Below are 14,740 nucleotides of genomic sequence, written 5' to 3'. Positions count from 1 at the left end.
GGGGGAGACGAAAGCGAGCCTGGTTTTTGGGGGCGCCGGTTGTAGGTGTGATGGATCCCTAGTGAGGGTTAATTCCGGGAGAGGGCCTATCCTCCGTACGGAGGGAGCCGCGACGTGAGATTGGACGCCGCACCTGCTGAAGCAGGAACTCCATACCTCGGAGGCCCCATCCCCGTGCGCCTTTAGGCGGAGGGGGCCGCGACGTGAGATTGGACGCCGCACCTGCTAAAGCAGGAACTCCATACCTCGGAGGCCCCATCCCCGTGCGCCTTCAGGCGGAGGGGGCCGCGACGTGAGACTGGACGCCGCACCTGCTAAAGCAGGAACTCCATACAACGCAAGAGATCGAGGGGCTCTCCCGGCATGGGACTGCTCACATCCTCACCCCTATTTGATCATCTCGAGCTTCCCGCCGATAGTCCCCTTCGCCGAATTCCCTTTTCCAACGGTGGGTCACAAGGCTATATCCCGGCTGCATGGACGACACGTCATCCGCCAGTTCATCCGAGCCAGCTTCGATTCCCTCAGCCGGCGGACCATCCGAGCCGCGGGTGATTTCCAAGCGGTCGGTTACCGGATGGGTCCTGTATGACCTCGCCAACACCATCTTCTCGATGGGTGTCATCTCCCTCACGCTCCCCTTCTGGATGCGGCAGCAAGTGGGGTCGGACAAGGTCGACTTCCAATATGGCATTGTGAGCGCCATCTCGATGGCGGTGGTGTTCGTCCTTTCGCCGTTGCTTGGAGCGATGACCGATCACGCCCGTCGTCGTCTGCCATTCCTCATGGCCAGCACCATCATTTGTGTGGCGCTCACGACGCTGATGGCCCGGTTCGGTCTGTGGTGGACCTGCGCCATCTTCATTCTGGCGAACATTGCCTACCAGGCTGGAACGCAATATTACGATTCCCTGCTGCCGGAGGTGAGCAATGAGTCGAATCGTGGCAAGATCGGCGGGATCGGCGTCGGGATCGGCTACCTGGGATCCTTCATTGCCGTGGGGCTGAGCCTTAAGTTTAAGGATGCCGCTCCCTCGACACTGTTCACCTTGTATGCGGTCGCCTTTCTTCTCTTTGCCCTGCCCTGCATGATCTTCGTGCGGGAACGTGATAACCCGCGTCACCGTCGATTCGGCTATGCGGAGGCCTGCGCCAGTTTGAAAAACACCTGGAAGACGCTGGTCTCCAGCCAGGAGTACCCGGGGCTTGCCCGTTTTCTGATCGGCCGGATGTTCTATACCGATTCCATCAACACAGTGATTAGTGTGATGACGTTGTTTGTGGTCAATGTGGCGGTGACGGCGGGCGGCACCGAGCAGGAGGCTACCGGACACAAGGATAAGATCATGCTGCTGGCGATTTCGCTCGCTATGGCGGGAGGGTTTGCTTGGGGATGGTTGAACGATCGCATCGGCCCTCGCAAGACGTTGAACGCCGTGCTGTCCTGCTGGATGGCCATCTTTCTCTTGGGGGCTGCCATCGGGATCCTAGGATTGCCGCTCTGGACGATGTATCTGATGGCGGGCGCGGCCGGTTTTTGTCTGGGCGGGGTGTGGGCGGCGGATAGGCCGTTCATGCTGAGGCTGACACCGCCTGATCGGATTGGCGAGTTCTACGGGCTCTACGGAATGGTGGGGCGCTTTTCCGCAATCACGGGTCCCTTAGTGTGGGCGCTGATCACGTCGACCGTGGTTCGTTCGCTTTCTCACGGCGGTCCGGCTTCCAGCCCACTGGAGCAAGCCCAATGGGCTCGTACCGCCCAAGGCTGGGCTGCGTTTGCCCTATTGTTCATGATGATCCTGGGCTTCTGCATTGTGCGCAAAGTTTCGGACGCCCCCAGGGATTGGAAACGCGCGACAGCACCGGCGGACGAGTCCGTCAAGCCCGTGGTGTAAGACCCGTAGTTGAGGTTCGACCCTCCAATTAGAAGTGGGTGAGATTCAGATCGAATTCAGTTGGTAACTGCCCGTAATGGTGCGGGCTTTCAGCCCTCAGCGTGTATGGGTTGAGGGAACCTGGGGTTGTCACCCCAGGCTGGAATGGTGCTGGGCCTATGGCCCGCGGACTGCAACGCCACCGCTGAATCCCCTACGAAGCTGGGCCGAATGGTCTAGGCTGGGTTTGGTATTGGATCAGTGGCTCGTCGGGCTTGAGCACCAACGGTGCGTCACATCCCAGCCTGGGGTGACAACCCCAGGTAACATCCCCCCTCCCAACAAGGGCTGAAAGCCCGGCATAAGGCCTCCGAGTCCATGGCGACTTCACCATCTTTCTCACCCACTTGAAATCACATCCACGGCGAAGCACTGAGTGAATCTCACCGACTTCTAATCCCAGCCTCCCGACCCAGGGTATCCACAATTTGATTCCCTTCAACGCCCCTGCTCGGTATGAACTCGGCCAGAATATCGCATGCAAAAACGCCTACTTGGAAAAACCGGATTAGAGTTGCCCATCCTGAGTTTTGGAGCTTCCTCACTGGGACAAGAGTTTCGGCAGGTCAACCTCGATGAAGCCCTGCGGAGCGTCCGCGTCGCCCTCGATTCCGGACTCAACTTTATTGATACCTCGCCGTTCTATGGCCGCGGTATGTCGGAGGTTTTGCTGGGCATCGCGTTGCGCGGAGTCCCGCGGGACAGCTACACACTCTGCTCGAAACTCGGGCGCTATGATCTTCAGCACTTCGACTTCTCCGCGAAGCGGGTGGCGGAGAGTGTCGACGTGACCTTGCATCGCTTGGGCACTAATCATCTGGACATCATCCTTTGTCACGACATTGAGTTTGTCGAGATGCAGCAGATTGTGGACGAGACCCTTCCCGCCCTTCGAAAGATCCAACAGCAAGGCAAAGTTCGTTTTATCGGCTTCAGCGGCTACCCGATGAAGATCTTCCGCTTCATCTGCGATCAGGCGCCGGTGGACTGCGTGCTTAGCTACAACCAATACACCCTGCAGAACACGCGTTTTGCCGACGAGGTGGTGCCCTATTTGAAGGCGAAAGGGGTAGGGGTGATGAGCGCTGGGCCCTTTTCGGCACGGTTGCTGACGAATGCGCCGTTGCCGGCCTGGCTCAAGGAGCCGGAGAACGTCAAGGCGGCCGCCCGGGCTGCGGCGGCTCACTGTGCGCAGCGCGGTGTGGATATCGCCAAGCTCGCGCTCCAGTTCAGCCTCGCGCACCCGGATATCACGACGACCATAGCGGGGAGCGCCAATCCCGAGAACATTCGTAACTGGGCCCGCTGGGCGGCAGAGCCGGTCGATGCTCAGCTGTTGAAAGAAGTGCAGGACCTCTTCGCGCCGGTCAAGAACCTCGGACATATCGAGGGGTTGGCGAAGAATAATTGACCACGGGTGGCACGCCTTTCAGGGTGCTGTTCCCTGGGGTGATGACCGACCGGGGGTGTCGCTGCGCTCCATGCCCCGTATAGCCTAATTTCGGTGAACCCTGCGGGTTCGGGCTCCGATTGCCGGAGCCGGGGAATTCGACAGCAAGCGCGCTTTTTCCTTCAGCTGACTCAGGAGGGTCTCGGCGACAGGGTTGAGGGGCGATCGCCAGAGGATGCCCACCTTCACACCTGGAATTTCTTTGAGGGGGAGTTCGCGAATTTCTGGCCGAAGCGTCCCCCCGGGAATCTTCACGGAGAGCCCGATGCCCAGTCGTTGCTGCACGTAGGTTTCGATCAGGTCGAGCGACCCCAATTCGATGCCGGTGGGCCAATCAAGTCCTTTCTTGGTAAGGTGCTCGCGGAAGCGACGGTAAACCGGTTCCGTCTCCGGAAAGCTGATGAGCGTTTCCTGAAGGAGATCCCCCGCCAAGACTGCTTCGGCGGTTTTCTCAGGTCGATCGGACGGGACGAGCAGCACGAGGTTCAGCTGCATGAGGACGGCTGACTCGATCCCGGCCCCGATGGTCCCTTCCAGCAGCGTGATTCCGAGGTCGATCTCCTGGTCCTGCAGCGCCTTTTCCACCTGGGGCTGCGAAGCCTCGCGAAGGTCGAATCGAAGTCCTGGGAACTTGCGTCGGATCTCCGATAGCATTGCTGGCAGATGATGACGGAGGACGAGCGTGGGTCCGGCAAATCTCAGTCTCTCACTCACGTCACCACGGAGCTTTTCTTCCATCCTGGGGAGTTGATCGAAGAAGGGGCGTATGAACCGGTAGAGTTCGGTACCCCCGGCCGTCAGCGTGAACGGCCGCCTAATGAACAGGCGTTGTCCTAGATCATGCTCCAACTGGCCGAGTTGACCGCTCACCGCGGGTTGCTGCACTCCGTAGGGAATATTGCGCACCGCCTCCATGATGCCGCCATGCTTCGCTACGTAATAGAAAAGTTCCAGGTGATGCAGGTTCATAACATCGAATTTCCCGATGGCGAGCGAGGTTTATCGATTCACGTTGGGACCGCAAGCTAGGATAGTTTGCTCTCCGCTATGAACGACGAACCTGCCGGACCTCCGGAACCTGATTCTAACCCCAAGCCCCCCCAACCTCGCTGGACCGATGAGGACCACCCGGGCATCGACTATCAGAAGAAAAGGTCTCACCTCAGGTCGGTGGCGTTGGTCATCGCGGCTTTGCTCGGCGCTGTCCTGGTGGGCCTGGCGCTCTTGTTCGGCGCCTGTGCCCTCATTCCCTGAAGGCGATGACGCCTGCTTGTGCGCCTCCGCTTGCTTAACCCCTCAACACCATGATTCCTCTCTCCTCCATTCCCTTGCTTCCCTCGCCACAACCTTTTGCTGCTTCGGCTGATGGCAAAACTCTGCTCAAGTCCACCCTCAGCCGTTGTCCGATCTGCGGGCTCTCCTGTCCCGCCGAAGTCTGGAAGACCTCCGATGAACCGGCCCGAGTCCTATTGGAAAGACGCTGTCCGGCGCATGGATTCTTTTCCGTCTGCATTGCTTCGGATGCCCGGTTTTACTGGCTTTCCTCGGGCGCTCGAGGCGGCGACTCGCGTTGTTGCGACGGGGGAACCTGCTGTAGCGCCGCTGGCGAAGCCCGTGGCACGCTGGGCCGAAATGCGAACCAAAAGCCCGGCTCCCCTTTTGAAACCCTCTCGACCTGCCTGGCGCTGATCGAGATCGTCCAGAGCTGCAACCTGTCCTGCCCGACCTGCTACGCTGATTCGCCGCTGGGTTCTGGAGCCAAGGTTCAAGCCACACCGATCGAAGATCTCAAGCGTCGAATCCAAGGCGTCATCGACCGGAAGGGGAAACTCGAGATTCTGCAGTTGTCCGGGGGCGAGCCGACGCTGCATCCGCAGTTCTTTGAGCTGCTGGAGTGGGCGCAAACACATCCTCGAATCGATTATATCCTGGTGAATACTAACGGAGTTCGACTGGCCCATGATGCGGAGTTCGTAGCGAACTTCGCGGCAGCGGCGAGACGACGTCGCGTTCAGCTGTATCTTCAGTTCGATGGCCTGCAGGCCGAGGGACAGCGCGAGTTGCGTGGCGCGGACTTGAGGGCGACCCGCCAAGAGGTGGTTCGACGAGCCGGAGAGATGAATCTGCCCGTCACGTTGGCCATGACCGTGACCCCGTCCAATCTGAGCCACGTCTGGGAGGCGATCGAGTTTGGTCTCAGCGCTCCCCACATTCAGGGAATCACCTTTCAGCCGGTGTTTGGGAGCGGACGGAATGCCGAAGCGAGTCCGAGGCTCGCCGTGCCGCCCCTAGCTGTGAACCGACTGAACACGGCCGATATTCTGCTCCAGGCTGTTGAACAGTCCGCGGGCGTGCTTAAGTTCGAAGATTTCACCCCGCTCCCGTGCGGGGATCCTAATTGCGCCACCATTGGCTATTTGTTGCGGCTGCCTTCGGAGGTTCGGTCGGTGAGCGAGTACATCGACTTCGGTCAGCTGCAGGGGTTTCTCAAAGATCGGGTGCAGTATAACCTGGCCGACTTGGCTCAATGCGGCTGTGAATCCGAGCCCTTAGGCCAGGTATTGAAAGAGTTTCAGCTTCAGGCGGGCATGACGTTTCGAATCATGGTCAAACCGTTCATGGACGCTTGGACCTGGGATCAGGACCGGATCGACCGCTGCTGCACGCACGTCATTCGGCCGGATGGCAGTTTGGATTCCTTCTGTAGGTATTATGGCGGAGGAGGGGTGCCTTGATGTATCGTTGGACGTTAGGACTGGGGATCCTGTTGAGCGCGCTGTTCTGGATCCGGCACAGCCGCCGGGAGACGCGCCTGCTGTGGATCTACCTGGCCGCACTGTTCGGCGCGTTTGCTGGAGCCAAGGCGGTGTACTGGGCTGCGGAGGGGTTCCTGCAGTTGAACGCGCCCGATCGATGGCTCCAGTGGGCAACGGGAAAAAGCGTGCTGGGGGCATTGCTCGGCGGATACGTCAGTGTGGAACTGATGAAACGATCGCTGAAGTATCCTCATGCGACCGGCGATCTGTTCGCTGCGACCGTTCCGTTGGGCATTGCGCTGGGACGCTTGGGCTGTTGGTCGGCCGGCTGTTGTCAGGGACAGGTCTGTCAGCCAGCCTGGTACACCCTGGTGGATGCTCATGGGCATCATCGCTGGCCATCGGTGCCGCTCGAGCTTGGCTTCAACCTGTTGGCGGTGGGTGCCTTTGGGCTCCTTCGCCGTCTCCAGGGGCTTCCCGGACAGCATTTTCACCTCTATCTGATTGGATACGGTTGTTTTCGTTTTCTGCACGAAACGGTTCGTGACACTCCCCGCTTAATGGGACAGGTCAGCGGCTACCAGATCGTCTGCCTGATTCTGGTGGTTATCGGAGTCGTCGGGTTTGAATTGCGGAGAGGGCGGATCCATTCGCGGCCTTAGGCGAAGGTCCACGGCCTCTCCATGAACCAGGCCCGGTTAACTTCTACAAGGTTTTAAGGGCAGGCCGGGACCAGATCCCAGCAAGAGTTTTGCCCACCGATCACGCCGAGACCACGGATTCGGACGGCATTCAGAAGAGCAGTAGCGTCAGTCGGCACGGCCCGTGCAAGTCCCTCCTCCGATCTGTGTGGTCCGCGTGTTCCGCGGGCAATACGTCCCCACTCCCATTTCCGACCGCCTGCTTTCGACCTGTGTCGATTGGGCCAATTTTTCCCCCTTCATTTTCAAAGCGGGAGATGTCTCCGGCCGACACCTCTCGGCTCGAGTCGGGTGATACTCGAAGTCTCCACGTCTCCAGCAGGACGAAGGTGACCGTGAGAATGATCGGTCCGAGGATGAGGCCTGCCGGGCCCAAGAACACGAGGCCGCCAACGACTGACATAAAGACGAGCACCGTGTGGAGTTTGAGTCGCTTGCCGACCAGAACAGGGCGGAGCAGGTTGTCCACCGTCCCGACCAGCAGCCCGCCCCACAGGGCCAGAATGAGCGCCTTTCCCCAACTGCCTTCGAGCAGCAGAAAAAGAGCGGCAGGAATCCAGACTACGAACGCACCCAGCACGGGGACCACCGCTAGCAAGGCCATCACCACTCCCCAGAGCAGTGGCGTCGGCAATCCTAGCCACCAAAACATGAGCCCTCCCAACAAGCCTTGGATTGCCGAGACCGCCAGGGTTCCATAGACCGTCGCAAAGATCGTGTTCCCCACCTGCGTCAAGAGCCGATCCATCTCGAACTCGGTCAGCGGGATTAAGGAGCTTAAGGCACGCAGAGCATCCCGACGGTCGCGGAGGAGAAAAAAGAGAAGGTAAAATGTTAAAGCAAAGCTCATGGCCTGCACGATGGATCCCCTGACGACGTATCCCGCCACGTTCGTCAGCCCGGAGGACAGCAATCGAAAAGTCCCCGGTAGATCGACCTTCGCTTCGATCCAACGTGCGATAGGTGCGATACGGGGCTGGGCTTCAACGGCCTTCTGCCATTCGCCGGAACTCAGCTTGGACTTGATCATCTCCGCCCCTCCCGCCGCCTCCACAAGCAGGCGCTGGCCCACGAAGCTAATCGGGATCGCTACCATCAAACCAACCACCGCGACGGCGATCAGGGCAGCGACGCTGGGTGACTTGATCCATTTCTCAAGCCAGCCCTGGAACGGTGCGAAGATGACTGCCAAGGCCAAGGCCCAGGCGAGCGAAGCTAGGAATGGGTGCGCGAGTTGATAGCAAAGAAAGAGGCCGAGCGCGGTTGCGGCGATTAATACAACTGTCCCCAGAGAGGATCGCGACGACCAATCACCGGACTCCGCACCCGGCGTCGGACTGGTTTGGATTCCATTCATGAACTCAACACTTCACATTCCAAGGTTGCAGCCGAGGTGTGGGAGGTTAGGTTTTGCCCCAACCGCGGAAAGATCCGGCCATGCCGATCACGGTCAGAACGCAGCCACCGATCAGCATCCAGACCGCCTTATCGGTCGGAGACCCGGTGAAAAATCTCGACACGTCTGAGCTGAAGGAATTCATGGCGCTGACGCCAATGACCACCAGCACCACGCCGGCCCCGATGAGTGAAAGTGAGATTATTTTATCCATAGCATTGTGTTCTCAAGAAGGTTGTTTGTCGTCCACAGGGCTCGGGCCCGATCCGCCGCTTGACTGCGTTTCCTACTCCGCTTCGGAGTCGCCACTGAAGTGGGTTTAGGTTTCCAGTCCCATAGAACTAACCTGACGAAGCCCCACGGTTATGGGTATGGGGTGTTACCCCCATGCGGTGTTCGAGCATCCTCCCTGGCAGCAAACACCGCGGGCGCGAAGGCATGTGCTGCGGTGGGTGCGGTCGGGAGTGTAGGGGACGAGGTTGAACGTGTCCTGGTTCAGGAAGTGGGTGCACCTCCGAAAACGGGCCCTCGGAGATCGGAGCAGGGACGAATGGCCCACGGAACACGCGGACTACACGGAGCCGGAAGGGATTCAGAAGAACATGACCGTCCGTCGATCCAGCCCCACCAAGTCCCTCTTCGGCTCCGTGTAGTCCGCGCGTTCCGTGGGCAAAACCGTTCCCTGGATCTATTCCGTTGTTTAGTCCGTTTCCTGATTGGTGGCACGCCTTGCAGGGTGCTGTTCAATAAATAGGGGAGGCGACAGACCGGGGGGGTCGCTGCGCTCCCAAGCCCCGGCATCTCTTTGAACCCTGAGGGTTCTTGGCAGAGAATTCAGCAACTCGCCCGAAGAGTTCGGGCTGGTGGAGAGAGTAATGCGACCGCTTACCAGCCTTTGCCGCGGGTGGTCGTGCGGACCCGGCAGAGGAACATGTCGGCGGTGATGTAGAGCACGCTGCCGTCATTGCCCCAATTGCAGTTCGCGGTCGCCTCACCTGTTTGGATGGTGCCGAGGTGTGTTCCATCCGGAGCGATGATCAGCACCCCACCGGGGGCCGTGGCGAAGACATTACCGGCCTTGTCCACTTTCAAACCGTCGGGGAGACCCTTGAGGCCAGCCTTGTACATCGGTGTCGCATCGAAGAAGGTGCGACGGTTCTCGATGGTGCCATCCGCCTTCACATCCCACGCGGTAATGATCGGGTTTTCCGGGTCGGATATCGCGACGTACAACGTTTTCTCGTCCGGAGAGAGCGCGATCCCGTTGGGATAGCTCAGTTCGCTGGTCAACAGTTTGACTTCGCCTTTGGTGGTTACCCGGTAAACGCCACAGTAAGGAAGCTCCTTGGTCTTGTCGTCATTTCGATCCAACAGGCCGTAAGGAGGATCGGTGAAGAAGAGATCACCCTTCACGCTGTAGACGAGGTCGTTGGGGCTGTTGAACCGGTAAAAGCGGTAGTACTTGGCAATCGTGCTCTTCTTGCCATTCAACTCGAGCCGCGACACGCGGCGATCACCGTGCTCGCACAGGACCAGGCGTCCGCGGGAGTCGGTGGTCAGGCCATTCGACCCAGGTTCACCGCCGCGCGGGGTGGAGCCGGTGTAGCCGCTGGGATGCATGAACACGGTGGCCGGCTTACCCTCGGACCAGCTGTAGACCCGGTTCTGCGGCACGTCGGAAAAGAGCAGGTAATGGCCGTCGCGAATCCAGACCGGTCCCTCGGACCAATCGAAGCCTTCTGCCAGCTTTTCAATGCGGGCGTCCGACGCCAGAATTGCATCCAGACGAGGGTCGAGGCGCTCGATGCTGCCCATGGTTGGATAGTCCGTGAGGCCTAGTTTGCCGGCCTTCTTGGGTTTGGCGACCGGAGCCGTGCCGCTTTTCTCGGCGGCATCGCTGCGCAGGCACGCGGAGGTGGAGAGGGCAACGCTGAGTCCGAGAGCGAGCAAGGTCTGTGAGTTCATGTGAGTCGCGGACGAGATTCATTCGCAGGCGCGGTTGGGTCAAGGCGATTCTGGGGTAAGAATTGTGTGGGGGGGTTGACTATTGCCGGGTAAGGCCTGGAAGCATCAAACGGCGGACCCATTGATCGTTGTACGCATGGAGTTCCGCCTTCAGGCGGAAGGGACGCAAACATTGGCCCACCTGTATAGGATCTAGCGTTTCGATCATTATCAAGCCCCAGGGGACCGCCTAAAGGCGGAACTACGTACAAGAGACCAAGCCTCACCCGCAAATGATCACACCTCTTCATCTCACCCGCCTCATTCCTCCGTTGATCTTCAGTGTGGTTTCAGCCCATGCTCCCGATGGTCCGCCGCTCAATGATCTCTGCGAAAACTGCCATTGTTTGCATATCCCTCCTCTGGGCGATCACGGTCCCGGGGGCGCCCCCTGATTCGCGCCCGGGGGCTCATTGGGCTTTGGTCCCTCCGCAGCGTCCGCCGCTTCCCGAACTCCGCCACGAACGGTGGGCCCGGAATCCAGTCGATCGTTTCATTTTTTCCCAGCTGGAAGCCCTGAAGCTCAAACCCTCTCCGGAGGCCGATCGGACGACGCTCATTCGCCGACTCAGCTTGGATCTGCTGGGGCTTCCCCCCACACCGGCGGAGGTGGACGCGTTTCTGTCGGACTCCTCGCCCGATGCCTATGAACGCTTGGTCGATCGGCTCTTGCGCTCCGAGCACTACGGTGAGCGCATGGCCGTCGACTGGTTGGACGCCGCCCGTTATGCCGACTCCAATGGCTATCAGGTCGATCGCGACCGCGAGATGTACGCTTGGCGCGATTGGGTCATCCGAGCGTTCAACTCCAACCTTCCGTTCGATCAGTTTACCATCGAACAAATCGCCGGCGACCTGCTTCCGCAGGCCACGCTCGATCAGCGCATCGCGACCGGGTTTCATCGCAATCATATGATGAACGAGGAAGGGGGTGTCATCCCCGAGGAGTTTTTGGCGGAGTATTGCGCGGATCGGGTGGAGACCACCGCCACGGTCTGGCTGGGCCAAACCTTCAACTGCAGTCGCTGTCACGATCATAAATTCGATCCGTTTACCCAGCGGGACTATTACGGGTTGCTCGCGTTTTTTCACAATGTCACTGAGAAGGGGATCGGCGAGTACGGCGCATCCATCCGACGCAACAATCCGCCCATGATCCAGCTTCCTCATCCTGAGCTGGAGGTGAAGCTCGGCCGGCTCCGGAAGGAGTTGACGGAGGCTGAGCCCAAGCTCGTCGCGGCCAAGAATCGGCTGCGGGCCGAGCTTCCGGATTGGAGCCGTCGCGTGGTGGCGATGCCGGTTTCGTGGACTCGGGTGGAACCGCTCGCCGTGCGTCTTTCGGGAACGACGAACCGTTCGCCTGCCGCCGCGATCGTCTCGAACAGTCTACCTTCCCTGGCCAAAGGTCGGCACGCGTGGGTTGCGGAGGCCGTTATTCCCGCAGGACACGTGAGCGCCCTGAAGCTCCTGTTTCGCTCCGGCCAGAACACGAACCCGCAGGCCATACTTCCGATCCGCGATCTTGTCGTGTCGCGCTGGTTCGAGGCATCGGAGCCGGCCGGAGCTGGAGAATGGCGAGAGCTTCGGGTCGAGGCATCCGACGCTGAAAACGCGGTGTCGCGCGCGGACTCCAGTCAAGCTTTCGACTCCAAGGCGGCCCAGCCTTTCCGTCTGCCGCTGCGCCAGAGCGACCCAGCGAGCCTCTGCGTGACACTTCGCGAGCACGACGGTGATGGATCTGCCCAGGACTGGCGTATTCGGTTGGCGGGAGCCATCGTGACCGATGCGCCCACCTTGCCGGTCGAGCTTCAGCTCTGGTGCACCGCAGCCTCGGCTGATTTGCTTATCCCGGGCACGGTTCGAACCCTCGCGGTCAAGACACCCCACCAACGATCCGAGGCGGAAACCGCTCAGTTGTTCGACTATTGGAGTGGGAGAGATCCGGCTCATCGGTCATTAGCTTCCCAGGTCAATCAGCTGCGACGTGAGATCGACGCCTCCGACCTCCAGATCCCGACTGCCTTAGTGATGGAGGAGATGCCTACCCCACGCCCCACGCACATTCTCATTCGTGGCTCTTATCTGCGTCCGGGGGAGGAAGTGAGGCCGTCCACGCCCGCGAGCTTGCCGGCGATGCGCGAAGGGCTTCCCAAAAATCGCCTGGGTTTGGCTCGCTGGTTAACCGACCCGGCGAACCCGCTTCCGGCGCGCGTCACGGTGAATCGCCTCTGGCAAAGCCTGTTTGGCTCTGGATTAGTGATCACCGCCGAGGACTTTGGCACCAAGGGCGATCGTCCCAGTCATCCTGAGTTGTTGGATTGGCTGGCGACGGAGTTCATTCGGAGCGGTTGGGATGTGAAGGGCATGATGAGGCTCCTCGTGACCAGCGCGACCTACCGCCAAAGTTCCAGATGGACGCCCGAGCTGCTGGAGCGGGATCCGTCCAACCGATGGCTGGCTCGGGGACCGCGTTTCCGTCTGGGGGCCGAGTTCATCCGAGATCAGGCCTTGGCGGCTTCAGGATTACTGGTGCCCAGGCTCGGTGGTCCTTCGGTTCGGCCCTATCATCCGCCAGGACTGTATGAGCAAGTGGTGGCGGGCAGCAGCGCGAGCACCTATGTGGTCGGGCAGGGGGATGATCTCTATCGGCGGAGCCTCTACACCTACTGGAAACGTTCGGTTCCGAACCCAGCCATGCTGTTGTTTGACATGCCATTTCGTGAGGCGTGCACCTTGCGACGTCCGCGAACCAACACCCCGCTGCAGGCGCTCAACTTGATGAACGACCCCACCTATGTCGAAGCGGCCCGGATGCTCGGGCAACTCGCGTTGAAAGATGGAGGGGACGATGCTGCTTCCCGGCTGGCCTTCCTTTTTCGTCGGGTCATGAGCCGCGCTCCGCGATCGGACGAACGCGCCGTGCTCAAGGCCGCGTTGCGGCGATGGAAGGCCGAGTTCTCAGCGGATCCAACCGGTGCCAAAGAGTGGCTCTCCGTCGGTTCGAAGCCGGCCGATGCGCGGTTGGATCCAATTGAGTTGGCAGCGTTCGCTGCCGTTGCCAGCACCGTTCTGAACCTCGACGAAGCCATCACTAAGGAATAGGCATCATGCCAGAGTCTTCTCCTCATCTCCTCGCGCGGCGACAGTTCCTGGGCCGGAGCACCGGCGGCATCGGACTGGCTGCTCTGACGTCGCTGCTTACCCGGCGAGATGCGTTCGCTGCAGCTGGAGTTGGGGCTGTAGGTAACCCTGCCTCAGCGCTGGGATTTCACTTCGCTCCGCGGGCGAAACGAGTCATTTGTTTGACGCAGGCGGGTGCCCCTTCGCAGCTGGAACTCTTCGATTACAAGCCGGGGCTCCGCGAACGATTCGATCAAGATCTTCCCGCCTCGGTTCGCCAGGGACAGCGGCTTACGGGCATGACGTCGGGACAGGCACGCCTTCCGGTGGCCCCCTCCGCCTATGCCTTTCAACAGCACGGGCAGTCGGGGATGTGGCTTAGCGAATTACTGCCCCATACTGCCCGTTTGGCGGATGATATCTGTTTGATCCGATCGCTGCATACCGAGGCGATCAATCACGATCCGGCGATGACCTTGCTGCAAACGGGGCATGCGATCGCGGGACGCCCCTCGATGGGCGCTTGGCTCTCTTACGGTCTAGGCTCGGAGAATTCGAATCTACCGGCCTTTGTGGTCATGATCTCCCGTCCGAGCGGGCCCACGAACGCTCAACCGCTTCATGAGCGAATGTGGGGATCCGGCTTCTTGCCGCCGCGCTACCAGGGAGTCCGGTTTAGCCCGGGGAAGGATCCGGTGCTGTTTCTTTCCAATCCGCCGGGCATTACCTCCGGACGCCGGCGCGCCATGCTCGATGATGCTGCGGCCTTGAATCGCATCAAGCATGCGGACATGCAAGATCCTGAAATCTTGTCGCGGATCGATCAATACGAGATGGCCTTTCGCATGCAATCCGCCGTTCCGGAGCTGGGTGACTTGTCCGGGGAGCCGGCCTCGGTGTTTGAACATTATGGACCTGAGTCGCGCAAGCCCGGCACGTTTGCGGCCCATTGCGTCCTGGCTCGACGCTTGGCCGAGCGGGGGGTGCGATTCATACAGCTCTACCATCGGGGCTGGGATCAGCATGACAATCTTCCCAACGGGATCCGCAGTCAGTGCTACGATACCGATCAGCCATCGGCCGCTCTGCTGGAGGACCTGAAACAGCGAGGGTTGTTGGATGACACTCTGGTGGTCTGGGGCGGGGAATTCGGGCGAACCGTCTTCTCACAGGGGAAGCTGACTCGTGAGAACTACGGCCGTGATCATCATCCCCGTTGCTTTAGTGTTTGGCTGGCCGGGGGTGGGATCCGCGGAGGAACAGTGTATGGTCAGACCGACGACTACTCCTATAATGTGGCGGTCGATCCGGTGCATATTCACGACCTGAACGCGACGATACTTCACCTGCTAGGATTGGATCACACCCAGTTGACATTC

Annotated in this window: 11 protein-coding genes; 7 read left to right on the top strand and 4 right to left on the bottom strand. The window is 60.1% G+C overall.

Features of this window, described 5'->3' with window-relative positions; all coding sequences use genetic code 11:
* Nucleotides 1-476 precede the first annotated feature (476 nt).
* Complete coding sequence (locus JNN07_00970; GenBank protein MBL9166291.1) at nt 477-1,895, top strand: MFS transporter; 1,419 nt, start codon at nt 477-479, stop codon at nt 1,893-1,895.
* A gap of 517 nt (nt 1,896-2,412) precedes the next feature.
* Entirely contained in the window at nt 2,413-3,345 is a 933-nt protein-coding gene (locus JNN07_00965; protein ID MBL9166290.1) for an aldo/keto reductase, read from the top strand.
* Nucleotides 3,346-3,429: 84 nt separating this feature from the next.
* Here the strand turns inward: JNN07_00965 and JNN07_00960 are convergent, their stop codons facing one another.
* Nucleotides 3,430-4,353, bottom strand: coding sequence for a LysR family transcriptional regulator (locus JNN07_00960; protein ID MBL9166289.1), 924 nt, complete (start codon nt 4,351-4,353; stop codon nt 3,430-3,432).
* A 78-nt stretch (nt 4,354-4,431) separates the two neighbouring features.
* Between JNN07_00960 and JNN07_00955 the strand changes: the two genes are divergently transcribed.
* The 3 genes from JNN07_00955 to JNN07_00945 are packed head-to-tail and all read left to right on the top strand — an operon-like array spanning nt 4,432 to nt 6,802.
* Nucleotides 4,432-4,638 carry a hypothetical protein gene (locus tag JNN07_00955; protein ID MBL9166288.1) on the top strand — a complete coding sequence of 69 codons (207 nt, stop codon included), beginning with the start codon at nt 4,432-4,434 and terminating at the stop codon, nt 4,636-4,638.
* Between the two features lie 50 nt (nt 4,639-4,688).
* Entirely contained in the window at nt 4,689-6,119 is a 1,431-nt protein-coding gene (locus JNN07_00950; protein ID MBL9166287.1) for a radical SAM protein, read from the top strand.
* Nucleotides 6,119-6,802 carry a prolipoprotein diacylglyceryl transferase gene (locus tag JNN07_00945; GenBank protein ID MBL9166286.1) on the top strand — a complete coding sequence of 228 codons (684 nt, stop codon included), beginning with the start codon at nt 6,119-6,121 and terminating at the stop codon, nt 6,800-6,802. The genes JNN07_00950 and JNN07_00945 overlap by 1 nt, the downstream gene beginning before the upstream one ends.
* Nucleotides 6,803-6,932: 130 nt before the next feature.
* Here JNN07_00945 and JNN07_00940 read toward each other — a convergent pair whose 3' ends face one another.
* The 3 genes from JNN07_00940 to JNN07_00930 all read right to left on the bottom strand — a co-directional run bounded on the left by JNN07_00940 (nt 6,933) and on the right by JNN07_00930 (nt 10,202).
* Nucleotides 6,933-8,198 (bottom strand): AI-2E family transporter, encoded by a 1,266-nt coding sequence (locus JNN07_00940; GenBank protein ID MBL9166285.1) that lies wholly within the window; start codon nt 8,196-8,198, stop codon nt 6,933-6,935.
* 46 nt (nt 8,199-8,244) lie between these two features.
* Nucleotides 8,245-8,451, bottom strand: a complete 207-nt coding sequence (locus JNN07_00935; GenBank protein ID MBL9166284.1) for a DUF3185 family protein — start codon at nt 8,449-8,451, stop codon at nt 8,245-8,247.
* Between the two features lie 671 nt (nt 8,452-9,122).
* The gene (locus JNN07_00930) at nt 9,123-10,202 is read right to left on the bottom strand and encodes an SMP-30/gluconolactonase/LRE family protein (protein ID MBL9166283.1); all 1,080 of its coding nucleotides are present in this window, start codon (nt 10,200-10,202) and stop codon (nt 9,123-9,125) included.
* Nucleotides 10,203-10,562: 360 nt separating this feature from the next.
* On the opposite strand from JNN07_00930, the gene JNN07_00925 reads away from it, so the two are divergent.
* Together JNN07_00925 and JNN07_00920 are read left to right on the top strand one after the other, a co-directional pair.
* Nucleotides 10,563-13,343: a DUF1553 domain-containing protein gene (locus JNN07_00925; protein ID MBL9166282.1), complete on the top strand. Its 2,781-nt coding sequence runs from the start codon at nt 10,563-10,565 to the stop codon at nt 13,341-13,343.
* A 5-nt stretch (nt 13,344-13,348) separates the two neighbouring features.
* On the top strand, nt 13,349-14,740 hold a 1,392-nt coding region (locus tag JNN07_00920), incomplete at its 3' end, for a DUF1501 domain-containing protein (protein MBL9166281.1).

The sequence above is a fragment of the Verrucomicrobiales bacterium genome, from assembly GCA_016793885.1.
Lineage (GTDB): Bacteria > Verrucomicrobiota > Verrucomicrobiia > Limisphaerales > UBA11320 > UBA11320.
This window is presented reverse-complemented; position numbering and strand designations above follow the sequence as displayed.